The 17,431-nt window shown below is 62.5% G+C and carries 15 protein-coding genes and 2 tRNA genes; 7 read left to right on the forward strand and 10 right to left on the reverse strand.

Annotated features, from left to right (window positions below; translation table 11 throughout):
• Positions 1-19 precede the first annotated feature (19 nt).
• Positions 20-1,249, reverse strand: a complete 1,230-nt coding sequence (locus FJW06_RS08490; RefSeq protein WP_140750530.1) for an amidohydrolase — start codon at positions 1,247-1,249, stop codon at positions 20-22.
• Positions 1,236-2,414, reverse strand: a complete 1,179-nt coding sequence (locus FJW06_RS08495; RefSeq protein ID WP_140750532.1) for a M24 family metallopeptidase — start codon at positions 2,412-2,414, stop codon at positions 1,236-1,238. The genes FJW06_RS08490 and FJW06_RS08495 overlap by 14 nt, the downstream gene beginning before the upstream one ends.
• 407 nt (positions 2,415-2,821) lie before the next feature.
• On the opposite strand from FJW06_RS08495, the gene FJW06_RS08505 reads away from it, so the two are divergent.
• Positions 2,822-3,361, forward strand: coding sequence for a hypothetical protein (locus FJW06_RS08505; protein WP_246674559.1), 540 nt, complete (start codon positions 2,822-2,824; stop codon positions 3,359-3,361).
• Between the two features lie 77 nt (positions 3,362-3,438).
• Here the strand turns inward: FJW06_RS08505 and FJW06_RS08510 are convergent.
• Positions 3,439-3,514, reverse strand: a tRNA-Val gene (locus FJW06_RS08510).
• A gap of 217 nt (positions 3,515-3,731) precedes the next feature.
• Here FJW06_RS08510 and FJW06_RS08515 point away from each other — a divergent pair.
• Both FJW06_RS08515 and FJW06_RS08525 read left to right on the forward strand, forming a co-directional pair.
• Positions 3,732-3,808: transfer RNA gene (locus FJW06_RS08515), tRNA-Asp, on the forward strand.
• Between the two features lie 660 nt (positions 3,809-4,468).
• Positions 4,469-4,672 (forward strand): hypothetical protein, encoded by a 204-nt coding sequence (locus FJW06_RS08525; protein ID WP_126060562.1) that lies wholly within the window; start codon positions 4,469-4,471, stop codon positions 4,670-4,672.
• Between the two features lie 330 nt (positions 4,673-5,002).
• On the opposite strand, the gene rbsK is transcribed toward FJW06_RS08525, so the two are convergent.
• From rbsK to ugpC, 3 genes are read right to left on the reverse strand one after another with little or no spacing between them, the layout of a single operon-like run.
• Positions 5,003-5,947, reverse strand: a complete 945-nt coding sequence (gene rbsK / locus FJW06_RS08530) for a ribokinase (protein ID WP_140750534.1) — start codon at positions 5,945-5,947, stop codon at positions 5,003-5,005.
• A 4-nt stretch (positions 5,948-5,951) separates the two neighbouring features.
• Positions 5,952-6,404, reverse strand: coding sequence for an RbsD/FucU family protein (locus FJW06_RS08535; protein WP_140750536.1), 453 nt, complete (start codon positions 6,402-6,404; stop codon positions 5,952-5,954).
• A gap of 25 nt (positions 6,405-6,429) precedes the next feature.
• Positions 6,430-7,506, reverse strand: a complete 1,077-nt coding sequence (ugpC, locus tag FJW06_RS08540) for a sn-glycerol-3-phosphate ABC transporter ATP-binding protein UgpC (protein WP_140750538.1) — start codon at positions 7,504-7,506, stop codon at positions 6,430-6,432.
• A 281-nt stretch (positions 7,507-7,787) separates the two neighbouring features.
• Between ugpC and FJW06_RS08545 the strand changes: the two genes are divergently transcribed.
• From FJW06_RS08545 to FJW06_RS08555, 3 genes are all read left to right on the forward strand, one after another.
• Entirely contained in the window at positions 7,788-9,452 is a 1,665-nt protein-coding gene (locus FJW06_RS08545) for a sugar ABC transporter substrate-binding protein (RefSeq protein ID WP_140750540.1), read from the forward strand.
• Positions 9,453-9,646: 194 nt separating this feature from the next.
• Positions 9,647-10,762, forward strand: a complete 1,116-nt coding sequence (locus FJW06_RS08550) for a sugar ABC transporter permease (RefSeq protein WP_140750542.1) — start codon at positions 9,647-9,649, stop codon at positions 10,760-10,762.
• A gap of 8 nt (positions 10,763-10,770) precedes the next feature.
• Positions 10,771-11,688, forward strand: coding sequence for a carbohydrate ABC transporter permease (locus FJW06_RS08555; RefSeq protein WP_140750544.1), 918 nt, complete (start codon positions 10,771-10,773; stop codon positions 11,686-11,688).
• A gap of 43 nt (positions 11,689-11,731) precedes the next feature.
• Here the strand turns inward: FJW06_RS08555 and FJW06_RS08560 are convergent, their stop codons facing one another.
• Positions 11,732-12,475 carry a creatininase family protein gene (locus FJW06_RS08560; protein WP_140750546.1) on the reverse strand — a complete coding sequence of 248 codons (744 nt, stop codon included), beginning with the start codon at positions 12,473-12,475 and terminating at the stop codon, positions 11,732-11,734.
• A 3-nt stretch (positions 12,476-12,478) separates the two neighbouring features.
• Positions 12,479-13,045 carry a 6-phospho-3-hexuloisomerase gene (gene hxlB, locus FJW06_RS08565; RefSeq protein ID WP_140750548.1) on the reverse strand — a complete coding sequence of 189 codons (567 nt, stop codon included), beginning with the start codon at positions 13,043-13,045 and terminating at the stop codon, positions 12,479-12,481.
• Positions 13,046-13,231: 186 nt separating this feature from the next.
• Between hxlB and FJW06_RS08570 the strand changes: the two genes are divergently transcribed.
• On the forward strand, positions 13,232-14,254 hold the full coding sequence (locus tag FJW06_RS08570) for an aldo/keto reductase (RefSeq protein WP_140750550.1): 1,023 nt from the start codon (positions 13,232-13,234) through the stop codon (positions 14,252-14,254).
• An 86-nt stretch (positions 14,255-14,340) separates the two neighbouring features.
• On the opposite strand, the gene hupB is transcribed toward FJW06_RS08570, so the two are convergent.
• Complete coding sequence (gene hupB, locus FJW06_RS08575) at positions 14,341-14,613, reverse strand: DNA-binding protein HupB (RefSeq protein ID WP_040969493.1); 273 nt, start codon at positions 14,611-14,613, stop codon at positions 14,341-14,343.
• Positions 14,614-14,810: 197 nt separating this feature from the next.
• Positions 14,811-17,222, reverse strand: coding sequence for an endopeptidase La (gene lon, locus FJW06_RS08580; protein WP_140750552.1), 2,412 nt, complete (start codon positions 17,220-17,222; stop codon positions 14,811-14,813).
• Positions 17,223-17,431: the final 209 nt, after the last annotated feature.

The raw sequence follows: 17,431 nt of genomic DNA on the forward strand, positions 1-17,431 counted from the left end.
AAGATCGGCATTCGCGGCCTTACGGCGCGTCTGAAACCTCCTCGCCTGCCAGGAACATCGTTGCCGCCGAAACCAAGGTAAGGACGCCGTTCTTCAACGCAGCCTCGTCGAGGCGGAACCGGGCGTGGTGAAGCGGGTAGACCGATCCGACCTCCTCGTTGCGGATGCCGAGCCGGAAATAGACCGACGGGCGTTTCTCGCTGTAATAGCCGAAGTCGTCGGCAATGCTCCATCCGGGCATGTTGAGCGCATTGTCCGCGCCGATGCTCGCCTTGGCGCCGGCCATGATCAGCGCCGCCATCCCGGCATCATTGACCACGCCAGGTTCGCCCCGATGGATGTCGATCTTTACGCTTGCGCCGTGGCTTGCCGCTATTCGTTCCAGCACCTCGCGAAGCCGGCGCCATGCGCGCTCACGGGTGGCATCGCTGCCGCTGCGTATTGTGCCTTTGAACGCGACCTTGCCGGCGATCACATTGTAGGCGTTGCCGCCATTAATGGCGGTCACCGAGATGACCAGCGGATCAAAAGGATCGGTCTCACGCGAGACGATCTTCTGCAACTCGCTCACCATGGAGCAGGCGACAGTCAGCGCGTCGATACCTTCATAGGGCTTTGCCGCATGCGCCGCCGAACCGGTAACCAGCACATCGAACGTGTCGCACGCCAAGGTGTAGGGACCGGAACCGACCGCGACCTTGCCGGACGGCGTATAGGGATCGACATGGACGCAGATCGCGGCGTCGACATCGTCAAGCAGCCCCTCCTCCACCACCCGTCGGCCACCGGACGGTTCATCTTCCTCGGCCGGTTGGAAGATCAGGCGGACGGTTCCACCGAAACTGCCGCGTGAGCGATTGAGATGCGCGGCCACCGCAAAGCCCATCGCGGCATGGGCATCGTGACCGCAGGCATGCATCACGCCCGGATTTTCCGACGCAAAGTCGACGCCGGACTCTTCTTCGATCGGCAAGGCGTCGATATCGGCGCGAATAGCCACCTTGCGGTTCGAGGGCCGGCCGGTGCCGACGATATCGACGGCAAGCCCATAGCCGGCGACGTCGCGGATGTCCGCAATTCCCTGCCCGGCAAGCATCTCGCGCAAATAGCGCTGCGTGCCCGCCTCGCGGTTCGAGAGCTCGGGATGGCGGTGCAGATGGCGGCGGATCTCGATCATCCGATCGAGAATCGCGGCATCGACGTCGGGGGCGGGATCGCTCGCTGAAGACGGCCGGTCAGGATTTGACATGAATGTCCCGCGGGAACTTCGTGAGCGTCTCGTTGCCGGTTTCGGTCACCAGGATGGTCTCGCTGACCTCGATGCCCCAACCATCCATCCACATGCCCAGGATGGAATGAACGACATTGCCGGGTTGAAGCACCGTCTTGTCGCCGGGCCTCAGGCTGATCGTGTGCTCGCCCCAATCCGGCGGGTAGGCGACGCCGATGGAATAGCCGATGCGCGACTCCTTCTTCAGCCCGTAACGCTCTATGACCTTGCGCCAGGCGGCTTCGACCGCCTCCGCGGTCGTGCCCGGACGGGCGGTGTCGAGCACCGCATCCATGCCCTCGATCACCGCCTTTGCCGTATCCGCTACGCGAGTCGGCATTCTGCCAAGCTGCATCGTCCTGGCAAGCCCCGCCGCATAGCGGCGGCAGACGCCGGCAAGCTCGAGCGCGATCGTTTCGTCCTTCCCGAACCGCCTGTCGCTCCACATGATGTGCGGCGCGGAAGCGTTTTCGCCACCGAGGATCGTTGGTGGCAGCGCTGTGATGTCGCCGGCGAAATCCGGGCTGCCGGCGATCTGCGCCGCCTGGATGGAAGCAATCGCGTCGCACTCGCGCATGCCGGACGAGATGACTTCGTAGGCCCGCGCGACCGCCGCCTCGGCCAGCCTCGATGCGTTGCGCAGATAGGCGATTTCCGACGCCGACTTCACCGCGCGGATCCAGTTCACGAGCAGATCGGCATCGTGCCATTTCGCATTGGGCAGCCCGGCGACGAGCCGTGCATGGGCCTTCGGCGAGAAATAATAGGCTTCGAGCTCGATTCCGATGGGACGGTTACCCCAGCCCTTGGCGGCAATCCAGGCCGCGATCCAGTCCATGGGATGACGATCGGCGCGCTGAACATGGTCCTCCGGGAAGCCGACGACGTTTTCCGGCTTCATCCAGGCCGTCAGCAAGCCGCCCGCCGCATCCATGGCCCGGCCTATCCAGACAGGCTCTACGTCCTCTATCGGCACAAGCACCACCTGCGGCGTGTAGAACGACCAGCCGTCATAGCCGGTGATGTAATGCTGGTTGGCGACGTCGTTGACGATCAGGAGTTCGATGCCGCGCTTGGCCATCTCGGCACGGATTTTCCCGAGCCGCTGCTGGTATTCTTCGCGGGCAAAAGGCAGTTCAATCATCTTTTCTCCTCACCGGATCGATCTGGTCGGGGACAAAGCCCTATCGTCCACCATTGCGGTGGTTTTGACCGGCGACAATCGGCCAGGACGATGCATAGGCAGGGCCTAGCCGAACAGGCTCTTCTTGCCCGCCGACCAGCTCCCTTACCTTGAACGAGCCGGTGACCTGTTCGCCGAACAGGGGAGCGACTGACTGCGGCGATCCTGCTGTCGCCGTCGCTGTCGATCGCGTTGTTTTGCCTCGTCGTCCTGATCGAGCGGCGAATCATCAAATATTGAGCAAGACGGCAGCCCCGCGGCGTGTGCTCACGCATCGAGACAGGAACATCCTCCCGATCAGGCATTCATCGCGCATTTAATCCGTCTGCGGTAGGATGCCGGCGTACAACCAAACCGGGAGACAATTCGTGTTAAGAACCTTTCACGTCTCGATCCGAGCGACGCTGGCCTTCATATGCTTGGCCGGCCTGGTCGCCGCGGTGTCCGCCCTTTTCCCCGCCACCGCCTCGGCGCAGCAGCTGCGGCGATGCGCCAATGAAGGCGGCATATGCCGCTTGCCCTATCCCACGGAGGTGGTTTACGGCGCACGGGGCCGAACGACCTCGCGGTTTTTCGACCGTCGGTCAGTGCCCTGCTCGAATCGCCTGTTTGGCGATCCTGCCCCCGGCCGCGAGAAGGCCTGTTATTTCGTGGCGCGTGGCGGCGGTTATGGCGGTGACGACAATTACGGGGACGATGACTACGGCTCACGCCCAGGCCGCGGCGAATGGGTCGCCTGCGCCAGGGAGGGCGAATTCTGCGATTTCCACGGCCGCGCGATGGTCAGATACGGCGCACGCGGCCAGTACACGCAGGATGTTTTCAGGAACGGCGTCAGATGCGGCAACGACGCATTCGGCGATGACCCCGCTCCGGGCGCTCACAAGCGCTGCTACGTGAGACAGTAGCGGCCTGAACGCAGCTCGATAAGGCAGTGGCCCTGGCAAGGCCGCTGCCGCGTTCTGCTTCAGCTTGTTCGGCGTAATGGTGGGCGATGACGGGCTCGAACCGCCGACATCTTCGGTGTAAACGAAGCGCTCTACCAACTGAGCTAATCGCCCGCCTGAGCGCGGACCATTAAGCAGTTAGAGCCGCATTCGCAAGGCCAAATGAACAGACGGAGCCCCCGTCGCGGCGCGGATTTCCCCAGCCTCGGCGCCGCTGTCAAAAAACCTTCTCCTGATTGCTGTAATGCTTGAATGCCGCGCTTGACACCCGCGGGCGAACCCCTTATCCAGCCCCCCAACGACGACACGCCTGACACGTGCTCGTCAGTGCGCGGGTGTAGCTCAGTCGGTTAGAGTGCCGGCCTGTCACGCCGGAGGTCGCGGGTTCGAGCCCCGTCACTCGCGCCATTAACTTTCGGAAATGCCTGTCGCTCGCGCCATTAACTTTCTGAAATGTTGTGTTCCCGAGTTCTCCGCTGACCGTCTGGCAGCGCACTCGTCGCCGCTGTCCTACGCCGTCCAAGTCTCCCGCACACCCTGGCGCATCTACCCCGACGGCGAGGAGCCGAGTTTGGCATCCGCACGCCGAGCATCAAGCGCAGAGACGAGCCCATGGCGCAGCTGATTGACGCCATCCGGAAGTCGCGGTGAGGACTTGGTCTAATCACGGTTGATCTGGTCGATCAGGTCGAAGGGCTTATCATGCCTTCCGCTCCACCATATCAATGCAGCCATCACAACAGAACCCGCCGATATTCCGGCGAGGAATCCGATCCAAAACACCCCATCACCCCCGTGATGCAAAGACCCTATGACAAAATACTTCGTTGATAGCAATGACGCGCCCCGCGCCGGTTCTGCTTCGAACACGGAGCGAGGTCGAGTCAGATCGCTCACATCGCTGAGCTGGCCGGCTATCGATCGCTTGCCAATTTCGGACGTCGATTCAAGGCGTTGAAGGGACTCGCGCCGCGCGAGTATCGCGGCAGGTTCGCCAACTGAGGCCTTTCTCGGAACCATTCCAACCTTGTCTCGTTCAGCCCTCGGGCGAAAAACGGGAGAGATCAGATGGCCGTGAGATGCCGGATTTCCATCGACGATGAGAGGGACGTCGACGAGCTTGCCTTCCAGGAATTGCCGCGGGTCGGCGAAAGCGTGTCGATCCCGGTCGAGGGAACGAACAGGGACCTCCGCGTGCTGCGCGTCGTGCATATGCCCGGCAGCGAGCAAGGTGCAACGACGATGCTGGAGCTGACCAGCAGGATTCTCTAGAGCATGATCCCGAACCGAAGGTCAGCGTGGCAAAAGTGGGAACCGGTTCTCGGAAAAGATCATGCTCCAACAAGCAGTTGGATCAGGGTGACGATTCAGCGAAATGTCATCCTGATCTAGCGCGGCGACCCGGGATCATTCGCCCAATATGACGCCGGAAGCGATAATCTGAGCCGTCCGCGCGGTGAGCTTCTGGCGCTTCACGACCGTGGGTTTTTCGTAAGGTTTCTTCATCCTGCCGCTCCGGCGTCGCCGACCAGGAGGATGAACGCGCTCGGCTCAGCTGCGTTCCGGGTCAAGACACCGCTAATAGATCGCACGAACTGCGAGTCATGCCTTGGCGAGCAGCGCCTCGACTTCCTTGAGGGTCGGCATCGACGGCGCGGTGCCGGGGCGTGTCACCGAAATGCCGGCGACTGCGCAGGCGAAGCGCACGGCCTCCAGCGGCTCGACGCCCTTTGCCAAGGCCACGGCGAGGCCGCCGTTGAAAGCATCGCCCGCGCCCGTCGTTTCGACCACCGGACCGGCACTGACCGCGCCGACATGTTCGGAACGGTTCTTGCTGTGCAGCAGCGCGCCTTTTTCTCCCAGCGTCACGATGACGGCGCCGACACCCTTGACCAGCAGAGCGTCAGCGGCGCGACGAGCATCGTCGATCGACGAGACATTGATGCCTGTCAGCCCTTCGGCCTCGGTTTCGTTGGGCGTGACATAGTCGCAGAGCGTGTAGATGCGGTCTGGCAGGCTTGCCGCCGGCGCGGGATTGAGGATGGTCGTCACCCCTGCCCCGCGCGCGATTTCCAGCGCCCTCAAGGCCGCGTCGATCGGCTGTTCGAGCTGGGTGACAAAGACGCCGGCGGAACGGATGAGCCCGGCATTCGCCTCGACGTCGGCCGGGGAGATCAGCATCGCCGCGCCTGGACTGACGATGATGGCGTTGTTGCCGGTGCCTTCCTCGACGAAGATATAGGCTGCGCCCGTATAGCTGTCCGGCGTGTCGATGACGGCGCTTTTCACGCCTGCGTCTCTCCAGGTCTGCTTGGCCATATCGGCGAACGCATCGACGCCGAGCCTGGTCAGGAAGGTGATGTCGGCGCCGAGCTTACCGGCGGCCACGGCCTGGTTCGAGCCCTTGCCGCCCGGTCCGAGCTTGAAGGAATTGCCGAGAATCGTCTCGCCCATCCGCGGCTGGCAATCGGCGCGATAGGCAGTGTCGGCGACGAACACGCCCAAAATCACAACAGGCTTCATGACGACGGGCTTGCCGGTAGCCATGTCCTTATTCCGCATCCGGCGGCACGACGCCCTTGCGGAAGGCAAAGCAGCCATAGAAGCGGCGCTCGCCGGTCTGGATCACGCAATAGGCCTTCTTGGAGCGCTCGTAGAAGGCGTAGCGCTCGATCGAGATCATCGGCCAAGGCTTGCCCTCGGCCGCGTCGATCTCCTTCTGCACCTCCTTCTGCACCGGCGGGATCTCGTTCGGCTTGCCGACGATCTCCATGCGCGCCGCCGCATCGTTGACGAACGTATCCAGCGGCAAGACCGACAGCACCGCCTTCACCACTTCCGCCGCCGGCGCGTCGATGCGCAAGAGCTTGCCGAGCACGGTCTGCCGCGCCACTGAATCGGACGGGAAATTGGTGTCGGCGACGATCAGGTCGTCGCCATGGCCCATTGCCCGCAGCGCCTGGAGCACATCGGCATTGAGCAGCGGATTGATCCCTTTGAGCATGGTTTCCTCTTGAAGGGTTGATACGTCACAGACGCTTGCCTGTCCCGGCGTCGAACAGGTGAACCTGGTCGAGGCGCGGCTTGAGCTTGAGCGTGTCGCCCGGCTTGAAGTCATGGCGTTCGCGGAACAGCGCCACCATCTCGCCCTCGCCGAAGCGCACGAAGGCCAGCGTCTCGGAGCCCGTCGGCTCGACCACGGAGACCTTGGCCTCGACGCCGTCCGGGTGGATCTCCAGATGCTCCGGCCGCACGCCATAGACGACGGCCTGGCCATCCTCGGCAACGGCGCCCGACGGCACAGGGAACGCTGTACCGGCGATCTCGACGACCGGCTTCCCGACGTTCTTGACCGTGCCCCCATTCCTCACAGTGCCCTTGAGCAGGTTCATCGAGGGAGAGCCGATGAACCCGGCGACGAAAAGGTTCGCCGGTCGGTCGAACAGTTCCAGCGGCGCGCCGACCTGCTCGATGCGGCCGTCGCGCATCACCACGATCTTGTCCGCCATGGTCATGGCTTCGATCTGGTCGTGCGTGACGTAGATGGTGGTCGTCTTCAGCCGCTGGTGAAGTTCCTTGATCTCGGTGCGCATCTGCACGCGCAGCTTGGCGTCGAGGTTGGAAAGCGGCTCGTCGAACAGGAACACCTGCGGATTGCGCACAATGGCGCGGCCCATGGCGACGCGCTGGCGCTGGCCGCCCGAAAGCTGGCGCGGGTAGCGCTTGAGATAGGGCGCGAGGTCGAGGATGTCGGCGGCGCGCTTCACCCGCTCGGCGACGACGGCCGGATCGGTGCCGCGCAGCTTCAGCGCGAATGCCATGTTCTGCTCCACCGTCTTGTGCGGATAGAGCGCGTAATTCTGGAACACCATGGCGATGTCGCGCTTCGCCGGCGGCAGGTTGTTGACGACACGGCCGCCGATGGAGATCGTGCCGCCGGAAACCGTCTCCAGCCCGGCCACCATCCTCAACAGCGTGGACTTGCCACATCCTGACGGACCGACCAGCACGACGAACTGCCCGTCGGCAATATCGACGCTGACCTCATGCAGGACCTTGACGGTTCCGAACGCCTTGGCCACACTGCTGATCGCGACTTGAGCCATCGTCTCCCCTTTATCTTTTGCGGTGAAGCTAGCCATTGCGGGCGGCAACGGCAAGTCGGTATCTTATAGATAAAAAGCCATTCTTGTTGACAAGGTAATCGATTACGCGAATAGTGGCGAGTGCCAATCCGAGAGCAGGCCTGTTACCCTGAAATCGGAGCTCCGGCGGCGCAGGGTGGGGTCCCACGTCCCCGTATGATCGAGGAGAACCGAGAGACGCTTCGACGTCCGAGAGATTGGCACTTCAATTCAATCGCTGTTGTTCTGGGAGGAACCTGTAGATGAGAGTCGATCTGTATGAAAAACTGATGCGCGCCGGCGCGAACCGCCGCGATCTGTTGAAAGGTGCGGCCTCAATGGCCGCCATCGCCGCCACATCCGGCGCCGGGCTCGGCGCGTTGACAAGGCCGGCAGCCGCCGACGATGGTTTGCGCGCGAAGATCCTGCAGATCCCAGGCGTCGGCAAAGGCCAGCCCACCGATGCCGACTTCCAGAAAGTCGGCGAGCTTTGCCTTGGCGGAACCAAGTCCAACGTCAAGGAAGGTGAACTCGCCGGTGTCGAGCTCAAATTCATGGGACTCAACAACCAGAACCTGCACAACGTGCTGTTCCGCGGCTTCCTGAAGCCATGGGAAGCCTATACCGGCGCCAAGATCAGTTGGATCGATCTTGCGCAGGCCGACTACAACGCCCGTCTGCAGCAATCGATCGCCACCGGTACCGTCGACTTCGATATTGCCGAGATGGGCGCACCTTTCGAGGGCGATGTCTGCGGCAAGGGGCTCACTTCGGAAATGCCGGACTGGGTCAAGAAGCAGATCGACATCGACGATCTGGTCAACTACCTGAAGCCGCCGGTCGGCACCTGGAATGGCAAGCAGTATCGCGTGACGATCGATGGCGACACGCATAACTTCAACTACCGCACCGACGTGTTCTCCGATCCCGACCTCGCCAAGCAATGGAAAGACAATGGTGGCGCCGGCGAATGGGGCGTGCCGAAGACCTGGCAGCAGGTCCAGGCCGCAACCAAATTCCTCAAGGGCAAGAAATTCAAGGGCCAGGACGTCTATGGCTACCTCGACGCACCCAAGCCCTGGGGCGGCTTCGGCTTCTATTTCCTCGGCAGCCGGGCCACAGCCTATGCCAAGCATCCCGATGACAAGGCCTGGCTGTTCGACGCCGACACGATGAAGCCGCGCATCAACAACCCGGCCTGGGTGCGGGCCATCCAGGACGTGATCGACGCCCTGCCCTCCGAACCCGCCGACCAGATCAACGCCGATCCGAACACCACCGGTTTCCAGCAGTTCCTGGCGGGAACAGGTTCGATGATCCCCTGGTGGGGCGACATCGGCTCTAACGCCAAAACCAACGATTCTTCTGTGATTGGCGACCTTTGCGGCTTCGACATCCTGCCGGGCTCGGATGACGTTTACAATTCCAAGACCGGGAAATGGGAAAAGCTGCCGAGTGGGCCCAATTATGCTCCCAACCTCGCTTATCTCGGCTGGGGCATCTATGTCATGGCTCGCGTCGACAGCGATCCGAAGAAGCAGAAAGCCGCCTGGAGCGCTGCGGCGCATCTTGGTGGCAAGGATCTAGCGATCTGGACGGCCATGTATCCGTCCGGCTTCCAGTGCTACCGCAACAGCCAGCACAACATCGACGAATGGGTAGCGGCTGGGTACGACAAGGCATTCATCACGAACTACCTCGACTCCCAGTTCAATTCCTACAACCACCCGAATGGTGCAATCGAGCCGCGCATCCCGGGCATCTTCCAGTACTACTCAGCCGCCGAGGACATCCTGGCCAACACCTTCGCCGGCAAGATGAAGGCCCAGGAAGGCGCCGACGCCATCGCGGCGGCGTGGGAAAAGCTGACCGACCAGATCGGCCGCGAAAACCAGATCAAGCTCTACAAAGCTTCACTCGGCATGTAAGCTGGTTACGAGACGTCGCGGCCCGATGGCAGATCGTCATCGGGCCGCATCTTTACCGGCCCGGCCGGTTTGATGCGCTAGAGCAATTCCAGGAAAAGTGCGAGCGGTTTTCCGTCCGGAATTGCGTCAAACAAAGAGATAGAGCGGTTCGCCGTTTTCAGTGAAACGGTGAAGCGCTCTAGAAGGCGAGAGGCGTGGCTGAGCAGACTTCGACCGCGAATGCGTGGCAGGCAAATCCGGCCGACCTGATCCCGGCAGGCCGCAAGCGCCTCGGCTGGGGCCTGCTGGCTATCGCAACGCTTAGCCTGCTGGCGATCATCATTGTGCAGGTCCTTTACAAGACCGAGATGTCCACGGTCGGTTTCGACACCTGGCGCCCTGTGGTCTACGCCTACATCCTGTGGGGCGCAGCGCTCGGCGCCTGGCAGGTGCTGACGCGCGGCGAGGACGGGCAGCGCGCGCTGTTTCTTTTGCCGGCCCTGCTCTTCACCATCGCCATGGTGATCTTCCCGACGCTGTTCGGCTTCTACATCGCGCTGACCGACTGGAACCTCAGCTCGTTTACCGGACGTAGGTTCAACGGCCTCGACAATTTCTGGCAGATGCTTGCCGACCCCTATTACCGCAACGCGCTGTTCAACATGGTGCTTTATGTGCTTGCGGTGCTGGTCGAATATGTCATCGCCTTCGGCCTGGCGCTGCTGCTCAACGCGCAGATCCGGGCCCGCAAATTCTTCCGCGTCGTCTTTCTTTTGCCCCTGATGCTGTCGCCGGTCGCGGTGTCCTGGATGGTCGGCAAGTCGCTGATGGAGTACCGGTTCGGGCCGGCGGCGACGCTGGCGCGCCATCTCGGCTGGGACAATCCCGCCTTCTTCTCCGACCCGATCACCGCCCGCATCTCGATCATGATGCTCGACGCCTGGACCTTCATCCCGTTCATGATGATCATGCTGCTTGCCGGGCTGCAAGCGATGTCGCGCGAGGTGCTTGAAGCCGCCCGCGTCGACGGCGCGACCGCATGGCAGACCTTCTGGCAGGTCACCTTCCCGCTGATGCTGCCGGTATCGGTGACGGCCGTGATCCTGCGCATCATCTTCAAGCTGAAGCTCGCCGATATCATCATCACCCTGACCTCCGGCGGCCCCGGCGGCGCCACCGATTCCGTATCGAGCTTCATCTACCGCGAATACCGCGACCGCTCGAATGTCGGCTACGGCACCATGCTCGCCATGGCCTATCTGATCATCATCGTCGTGTTCGTGACCTGGCTGCTGAAAGTCGCCAGTCGCTTCGTGCGCAACGTCAACTGAGCGGCATCATGAGCGTCCAGACCACCGACTACACCGTTTCCGAGATCCGCTCGCCGGCGGCCTTCGTCACCAGCCGCGTCTTTATCTATGGCGCGCTTGTCTTCTGGGCTTTCGTGTGCCTGTTCCCGATCTACTGGACGATCACCACCTCGTTCAAATCGGCGGTCGACGTCACGCAAGGCCATCTCATCCCCTTCGTCGACTTCCAGCCTGACTGGAAGGGCTGGCGCTCGCTCGGCCTGTCGCCGGATTCGATCTTCCAGACATCGACCGTGCGCGACGAATTCCTCAAACGCTTCATGAACTCCGTCATCACCTCGGTCGGCGCATCGAGCCTCGCCATCGTCATCGGCAGCCTCGCCGCCTATGGCCTCGTTCGCTACCGCTACAAATTCGCCTGGTTCAAGAACGAGGACATCTCCTTCTTCTTCCTGTCGCAGCTGATCCTGCCGCCGGTCGTGCTGGCGCTCCCTTTCCTGGTGCTCTACCGGGAAGTGGCGCTCCTCGACACCCGCATCGGGCTCGTGCTCCTCTATACGCTGATGGTGCTGCCGATCGTGATCTGGATCATGCGCGACCAGTTCAACTCCATTCCCGTCGAATTGGAGGAAGCGGCTTTGGTCGACGGCCTGTCGATCTGGGGCGCCTTCTTCCGCATCGTCATGCCGATCGCGCTGCCCGGCATGGTCGCCGCCTTCATCCTGGCGATGGTGCTGTGCTGGAACGAGTATTTCTTCGCCGCGCTTCTGACGTCGACCGATGCGAAAACCATCCCCGTCATGGTGGCGAGCCAGACCGGCTCCCAGGGCATCAACTGGTGGTCGATGGCAGCCTTGGCCACCGCCGCGATCGCGCCGCTGGCGATCATCGGCATCGCGCTCGAACGCTACCTGATCATGGGCATGACGGCCGGCTCGGTGAAATAGGGTGGATTTCCTTCTCCTCTTTGTGGGAGAAGGAAGAACCGCGCTAGCGCACCAATATCGCCCTTAAATGATCAAGGATCATCGCGACGCCGATCTTGCCGAGACCCGCGGAGGCCTCCGCCGCGTCTTTGGTGTACCAGCCGGTGTTGTCGGCCAAATGCTTCTCGTCCACTGCCTCCGGGCATAGCGCCAGCATCAGCGAGGTTTCGCCTTTGCCGGCGTGATCGAAGGGATATTTGCCGTTCATCGCGGCCGGCATCAGCGGGTGCACCTGCACCCAGTTGAAGACATTCTCGCCCTGCGCATGGCCGGCATAGTAATCGGCCATGCTGTTCGACCCCCACCAGCCCTCGCCGCGCTCCTTCTCCAGGAAGCGGAAGATCGCCTGCCGGCCGGCGGTCTTGAAGGCGAGATCGGTCGGCATGCCGGCCACGAAATTCTCGGTCTGATGGTGGATGATGGCATGGATGTTGCGGAAGCCGATGCGCAGCAGGCCGTAGAACAATTCCCCCGCGAAGGGCGAAAGCACCGGCCCGCCGACCTGCACCGAGCCGCTGCCTTCCGGTGCCGCCACCGCATAGCTTGCCGCGCCGTAATAGAAGGGCGGCAGGATAACGAGGTCCCTCTCCTTCTCGATCAGCTCCACCGTCTTGATGACGGCCAGCGTGTCCATGCCGACCGCCATGTGCTCGCCGTGATATTCGAGCACGCCGAGCGGCAGCACGACCGGCCAGTTCTCCTCGATCGCCTTGCGGATCTGGTGCGGCAGCATCAGCTCGTAGCGCATCCCCTACTCCATGTTGGTGTGCCTGGCGCGCATCGCTTCCGGCGTCGCATTGGTCAGCGCCTGGAGCTTCAGCACCATGATCTCGAACAGAAGGAACAACGCGCCCTCGAACAGCGAGCCCATCGGCAGCACCGAGCTTCTCGCCGCGCCCTGGTCGCTGGCCATGGTCTGCGCCGGGATGACGAGCGTGAAGTCGGCGAGCTTCGCGGCGCTGCCTTCCGGTTCGGCGGTCAAGAGCAGCACCTTCGCGCCGGCCTCGCGGGCAACCCGCATCAAGGTCAGTACCGTAGTGGTCTCGCCCGGCCCTGAACTCGCCAGGAAGACGTCGCCCTCCCCGAGCGGCGGCGTGGTCATGTCGCCGACCACCGACACCGGCAGGCCGAGATGATAGAGCCGCATGGCGAAGCCCTTCACCTGCAGCGCCTCGCGGCCGCAGCCATAGACGGTAATCCTGCCGGCTCCTGCCAGCATGGCGCAGGCGGCGTCGATCCGGGCGTCATCCGTGCGCGCCAGCACCGCGCCAAGCTCGCCCAGCGCGGTCGAGAACATGCCGGATCCGGCTTGGGTCATGACGGCTCACCCCTGTCTGCGCGATGTCGCTTGTCTCTATGGATTTGGCGGCTCGCCGGCCGCGAACGGCTTGTTTTGTTCATGCTACCATTGCGAAAATCGCTGTCCAACGCGCCTCGCCACTTTTGCTGGGCCACGAGCGTGATAGTGTCATGTCAGACAAATCACTCCAGGACATCGTCAGACATGAAGACACGGCATTTCGACCGCATCGGCAATGGCGGCATCACCTTCACGGAGCTCGGCTTCGGCACCGCGCCGCTCGGCAATCTCTACCGCGCCATCTCCGACGAGGATGCCACTGCCACCCTGGAAGCGGCATGGGCGACCGGGTGCCGCTACTTCGATACGGCACCGCTTTACGGCCTCGGCCTGTCGGAAACCCGCCTCAACCCCTTCCTGCGCGGCAGGAAGCGCGACGACTATGTGCTGTCGAGCAAGGTCGGCCGCATCATGCGCGTCGCGCCGCCGGACCAGCGCACTGGCATCGGCAAGTTCTTCGAGACGCCGTCGCGCCGGGAAGTCTACGACTACTCCTATGACGGCGTCATGCGCTCCTTCGAGGCCTCGCTGGAGCGTCTTGGCGTCGACCGCATCGACATCCTCTTCGTCCACGATGTCGACATCTTCACCCATGGCAGCAAGGAAGCCTCCGACGCCCGTATCGCGGAGTTCATGTCGTCCGGCTATTATGGACTGCTTGCGCTGCGCGACCAGGGCGTCATCAAGGCCTTCGGCGGCGGCATCAACGAGTGGCAGGTCGCCCAGACGCTCGCCGAGCGCGGCGATTTCGATCTGTTCCTGCTGGCCGGCCGCTACACGCTGCTCGAGCAGGAAGCGCTTCAATCCTTCCTGCCGCTCTGCCAGAAGCGGGGCATCGGCATCGTGCTGGGCGGCCCTTACAATTCCGGCGTGCTGGCGACCGGGCCGAAGCCCGGCGCCTTCTACAATTACAGCGAGGCGCCCAAGGAGATCCTCGACCGCGTGGCGCGCATCGAAGCCGTCTGCAAGCGCCACAATGTGCGCCTGATCGAAGCGGCGCTGCAATTCCCGCTGCAGCACCTTTCGGTGATGTCGGTGATCCCCGGCGGCCAGCGGCCTGCCGAAGTCGAAAGCAACCGAGCGCTGCTCGACACCAGGATACCGGCTGCGCTTTGGGCGGATTTGAAACAGGAAGGCCTGATGCGCGCCGACGCGCCCACGGCCTGAGCAATTCCAGGAAAAGTGTGGCTCCGATCGCCACAAAAAAGAAAAGCCGGGCAAGCCCGGCTTTTCTGCACTTAAAGAAAAAGGTCTTAGTTGACCGCGTCCTTGAGGCCCTTGCCGGCCGAGAACTTCGGCACGGTGCGCGCCGGAATCTTCACTTCCGCGCCGGTCTGCGGGTTGCGGCCGGTCGAAGCAGCGCGTTTTGACACGGTGAAATTTCCGAAGCCGACAAGCCGGACATCGCCGCCCTTCTTCAGTTCGCCTGTGATCACGGAGAACACCGCATCGACGGCAGACTGCGCATCAGCCTTCGAAATGCTTGCGGCATCGGCGACAGCGGACACCAGTTCGTTCTTGTTCATAAAAATTCCCTTCCATGAGAAAACCGGAACTACGACTCATCCGGCAGGAAACGGACTTTAGAAAGAAGCGCCCCGGAACCCAAGCCAAAAACCGCGGAATTCCGGGCTTTTTTGCATTTTTTGGTGGCTTTTTCACATGAAAAAGCCGGGCTCGAAGCCCGGCTCTCTCTCTTTGTGCACTGCAACTTTAACTTTTGTCAGTGTGCCAGCGACTTTCCGGCATCGTCGCCGGTGTCGACCGGAGCCGGCGCATTGACCGGCTCGACCCACTCGATCGGCTCCGGCATCCGGGTGAGCGCGTGCGCGAGCACCTCGCCGACCCGCGAGACCGGAACGATCTCCATACCGTTCTTCACGTTGTCCGGAATGTCCGCCAAATCCTTGACGTTCTCTTCCGGGATCAGGACCTTCTTGATGCCGCCGCGCAGTGCCGCGAGCAGCTTCTCCTTCAGGCCGCCGATCGGCAGGATGCGGCCGCGCAGCGTGATCTCGCCGGTCATCGCCACATCGGCCCGAACCGGGATACCCGTCAGCACCGACACGATAGCCGTGGCCATCGCGGCACCCGCGGACGGGCCATCTTTCGGGGTCGCGCCTTCCGGCAAGTGGACGTGGATGTCACGCTTGTCGAACAGCGGCGGCTCGATGCCGAAATCGATCGCCCGAGAGCGGACGTAAGAAGCCGCCGCCGAGATCGATTCCTTCATCACGTCGCGCAGATTGCCGGTCACCGTCATGCGGCCCTTGCCGGGCATCATGACGCCTTCGATCGTCAGCAGCTCGCCGCCGACTTCCGTCCAGGCAAGACCCGTGACCACGCCAACCTGATCGTCGGCCTCGACCTGGCCGAAGCGGAAGCGCGGAACGCCGAGATAATCGGCGAGGTTGTCCGCCGTGATCTTCACCGTCTTCTTCTTCGTCCGCAGGATCTCGGTCACCGCCTTGCGCCCGAGCTTCATCAGCTCACGCTCCAGGCTGCGCACGCCGGCTTCCCGCGTGTAGGTCTGGATGATACCGCGGATCGCGTCCTCGCCGACCGAGAACTCGTTCGGCTGGAGCGCATGGTCGCGGATCACCTTGGGCATCAGGTGACGCTTGGCGATCTCGATCTTCTCGTCCTCGGTATAACCGGCGATGCGGATGATCTCCATGCGGTCCATCAGGGGCGCAGGGATATTCAGCGTGTTCGCCGTCGTCACGAACATCACGCTCGACAGGTCGTATTCGACCTCGAGGTAATGGTCCATGAACGTCGAGTTCTGCTCCGGATCGAGCACCTCGAGCAAAGCCGAAGACGGATCGCCGCGGAAGTCCTGGCCCATCTTGTCGATCTCGTCGAGCAGGAAGAGCGGGTTGGACTTCTTGGCCTTCTTCATCGACTGGATGACCTTACCGGGCATCGAGCCGATATAGGTCCGCCGGTGGCCGCGGATCTCGGCCTCGTCACGCACGCCGCCGAGCGCCATGCGGATGAACTCGCGACCGGTCGCCTTGGCGATCGACTTGCCGAGCGAGGTCTTGCCGACGCCGGGCGGGCCGACGAGGCACAGGATCGGCCCCTTGATCTTCTTCTGGCGGCTCTGCACGGCGAGGTACTCGACGATGCGCTCCTTGACCTTGTCGAGGCCGAAATGATCGGCGTCGAGCACGTCCTGCGCATAGTTGAGGTCCTGCTTGACCTTCGAGTTCTTGCCCCACGGGATCGACAGCAGCCAATCGAGATAGTTGCGCACCACCGTCGATTCAGCCGACATCGGCGACATCGAGCGCAGCTTCTTCAATTCGGCTTCCGCCTTCTCGCGGGCCTCCTTGGAGAGCTTGGTCTTCTTGATGCGCGCCTCGATCTCGGCGGCCTCGTCGCGGCCGTCCTCGCCCTCGCCGAGCTCCTTCTGGATCGCCTTCATCTGCTCGTTGAGGTAGTACTCGCGCTGCGTCTTCTCCATCTGGCGCTTGACACGCGAGCGGATGCGCTTTTCCACCTGGAGCACGGAGATCTCGGCTTCCATGAAGCCCATCGCCTTCTCCAGCCGCTCCTTGACGGAAAGCGTGGCGAGCATCTCCTGCTTCTCGGGGATCTTGATGGCCAGATGCGAGGCGACCGTGTCGGCGAGCTTGGAATAGTCGTCGATCTGGCTGGCGGCGCCCACCACTTCGGGCGAGATCTTCTTGTTCAGCTTGACGTAATTCTCGAAGTCGGTGACGACCGAGCGGGCAAGCGCCTCGATCTCGACCTCCTCCTCTTCCGGCTCGGCGAGCGCCGTGGCGCGGGCCTCATGGAAGTCGGGACGATCGGTGAACGAGACGATCTTGGCGCGCGACGCGCCCTCGACCAGAACCTTCACGGTGCCGTCGGGCAGCTTCAAAAGCTGCAGCACGTTGGCGAGCGTGCCGATGTCGAAAATCGCATCGGGCTCAGGATCGTCGTCGGCTGCATTCATCTGTGTGGCGAGCAGGATCTGCTTTTCCTGACCCATCACCTCTTCCAGCGCCTTGATCGACTTTTCACGGCCCACGAAGAGCGGAACGATCATATGCGGGAACACGACGATATCGCGCAGGGGGAGAACTGCGAAAACGCCGTCGCCGGAAGCCTTGGATATCTTGGCCATTGTCCAACCTTTCATGTCGCGGCCGCTTATTTAGCCAACCGCGAATCTCATATTAACGACCGAGCGTCGTTCCGCCTACCACCGTTTGTGACGGGAATTTTACAGCACAGAATTCGGCGCCTCGGCCTTCTGCTGTTAGGTGGATGTGGCCGAGGCAAAGATCAAGGGTTAACACGGTAGCTCGCCTCGTTCCATTGCATGCCTTCCCG

The sequence above is a fragment of the Mesorhizobium sp. B4-1-3 genome (assembly GCF_006439355.1).
Classification (GTDB): Bacteria; Pseudomonadota; Alphaproteobacteria; order Rhizobiales; family Rhizobiaceae; genus Mesorhizobium.